The organism is Bacillus sp. JJ675, assembly GCF_036963165.1.
Classification (GTDB): domain Bacteria; phylum Bacillota; class Bacilli; order Bacillales; family Bacillaceae; genus Bacillus; species Bacillus glycinifermentans.
This window is the reverse complement of the sequence record NZ_JBALMR010000112.1, coordinates 1-2,569: the sequence shown is the minus strand read 5'-3', so window position 1 is coordinate 2,569 and position 2,569 is coordinate 1. Positions and strand designations below refer to the sequence as shown.

General features: G+C 41.8%; 3 protein-coding genes and 1 pseudogene. All 4 read left to right on the top strand.

Annotated features, from left to right (window positions below; translation table 11 throughout):
- Positions 1–586, top strand: a pseudogene (locus V7126_RS23065) (hypothetical protein); the annotation flags it as partial.
- A 112-nt stretch (positions 587–698) separates the two neighbouring features.
- Positions 699–998: a hypothetical protein gene (locus V7126_RS23060; RefSeq protein ID WP_046132799.1), complete on the top strand. Its 300-nt coding sequence runs from the start codon at positions 699–701 to the stop codon at positions 996–998.
- Positions 999–1,333: 335 nt separating this feature from the next.
- A complete protein-coding gene (locus V7126_RS23055) occupies positions 1,334–1,939 on the top strand; it encodes a TetR/AcrR family transcriptional regulator (RefSeq protein WP_175075173.1) in 606 nt (201 codons plus the stop codon).
- A 259-nt stretch (positions 1,940–2,198) separates the two neighbouring features.
- Entirely contained in the window at positions 2,199–2,480 is a 282-nt protein-coding gene (locus tag V7126_RS23050) for a hypothetical protein (RefSeq protein ID WP_175075172.1), read from the top strand.
- Positions 2,481–2,569 lie beyond the last annotated feature (89 nt).

The window sequence follows — 2,569 nt, the reverse complement described above, 5'->3', positions numbered from 1 at the left end:
TGAAGCGCTAAACCAGATGCAACAGATTTATGATTTCAATCAAAAGGTCTCCTCAGCCGAGAAAAGGTTTTCCGGTATTCAGTTTGATATTGAACCGTATTTAAACTCCGAATGGAAGGATAAAGAGGCCCGGAAAACGCTGATCAAAGACTATTTGGATCTCCTGGCTAAGCTTAAGACTAAGGCTGCATCTGAGCCGGAGAAGATTCCGGTGTCCGCGGCAATCCCGTTTTGGTGGGACGGAGCGGAATACGATTATGTTTATCAAGGAACTGCTAAAAAATTGGCTTATCATGTGATCGATATGATGGACGGAGGCGTGACGATGATGGCCTACCGAAATACCGCAGCAGGAATCATTTCGATCTCAGAAGGGGAAGCCGATTATGCGGCCAAAACAGGAAAACCCTTTTCCGTCGCTGTAGAAACGAAGGATGTTCCAGAGGCCTATACAACTTTTTTTGGAAAAACGGAAACCGAAATGAATCAAGAGCTCGACATCGTCGACTCCCGTTATGCAAACCTTTCCGTTTACAGGGGATTAGCCATCCATTCGTATGAATATTACCGGTTGATGAAGCCGTAAGGACGTGATTCCGGAAAACGCGCTGCTTTACCTTTGCGTATGAAAAAAGATAACATGTAGACAAAGTCCGGGATATCGATTTCGTCTGTCCTAAAATACGGAGGTAATAAACGTGAGGGAAGAGCAGCATGTCATTTCCGCGATTTCTTATCATAAAACAGAAAAGATCATCGAATTCAATCAGCAAAAATATTTGAAAATAAAGCACCGTCTGAATTTATACAAAGATAAAATCCAAAGCGCAAACCGTCAATTTCGTTTGGAACATATCCATGACATATCATACAGGCCCTTCACTGACGCAGGTCTGCTTTATCTCCATACAAATCAGGGGGTCTTCGCATTTGAAATAAACGGAGATCCCGGGCATTTTATTCATTCCTATAAAAAACTGAAAAGTTCGATTAAATAAATTAGAATATATGTGATGTTTTTAGCAGTAAATGTTAGAATGAATGCTGGGAATTTTACAAAGTAATGGGCAAATTTGTATCCGGAAAGCGCCTCTGGGACGAATTTACATACCGTTTGACCTTAGTCGATTCATTGGAGATTACGGCCTTATGTCACTTGGCGGTCCCCGCCTGACACTGCTATGCTTGATATCAGAGCGTCCGTCTCAGGTTGTTGACTCCATTTTGAGCGAAAGAATGGAGCGCTTTTTACAAATATCATCCGGTGCTTAACGCTTCTAAATATTCTGCATACATACCCATTCACTTTCAATCAAAGAAGAGAGGACAGCTAATGAAAAAAAACACAATGAATACGGTTCAAAAAATCATAGATGCCGGCTGCCGGCTGTTTGCCCAAAAGGGCTATTCGGCAACCTCGGTAGATGAAATCATGAAGGAAGCAGGTTATTCAAAAGCTACGTTTTATCTATACTTTAAATCCAAAGAGTCATTATTTCTTCACATTATGAATGAACAGATGGAAGAGCGTTTTCTGATCAGCATGAAATGTTTTCAGAAAAAGACTTTGAGGGGTCTGTTGACAGGAATCGAATACCTGATTCAAAAAACAAATAAAGAGCACACGACAGCTTTATTTTTGGAATTTATGGCCAACAGCCACAGATATCCGGAAATCGAAAAGAAAATCGCATTATTGTATGAACGGTGGAGACAATTTTTCGTTTTGCTGATCGAGCAGCTGCAGGAGGAAGGAATTGTTCAGACCCAAATTCCCCCGAGGGTTTTGGCTTCGACGATGATCGCGATTTTTAGCGGCTATAATCATCAGCATCACGCAGATCCCTCAATCAACAAAAAGGAACAGCTTCAATCGATCATTTTTTTGCTCAATCCCAATATCCATTCTCAAATACGGGATAAAATATTCAATACATAACAAATGCCTTTACTACATCCGGCGAAAGAGACTGCAGGCGTTGTCTGCAGTCTTCTTTGATACAAGACGCGCTTCGGGTTCCGCCCGCTTTATAATTTCATTCAGCGCCTCTCTTCCGGCGTCAACTCAGATGAATCAATCCAAAGCCCTGTTTTCGGATTTGCTTTTTCCGATATGTGGTAAAGGCTTCAACCTCCCAGATGCGGCAGCCTGATTTATTGCGGTTTTTTCTCTGTCGATGATGGCTGGTAAACGGGGGATGCTTCAAATTTTTGAAGAAAAGCCTTTACTTCTTTTCCTAAATAAATATCCTGCTAAACAATCCCGCTTGATAGTACATTTCCGCAACCTTTGCCGCCATCCTGTAGCGAAGCCTCAACCGTTCTTCCGCGCCTTCCCTGCCGTCAGGACATATCGATGCGACCATGGACAATCATCTTCCGGAATATTCGCCCCGAACGTGAACACCCTGATCGAATTGCCCTGCAACATCTGGGAAATCGTTGCTTTTCCTGAAGCCATGATTCCGGCAATGATATAAATGCTTTTTTTAGGGTCAACTTCAATTCTCCAAATATATGCATATTCATGTTCTATCTTTTTTATTTTAAATCAAAAGGAGGTTTTCTT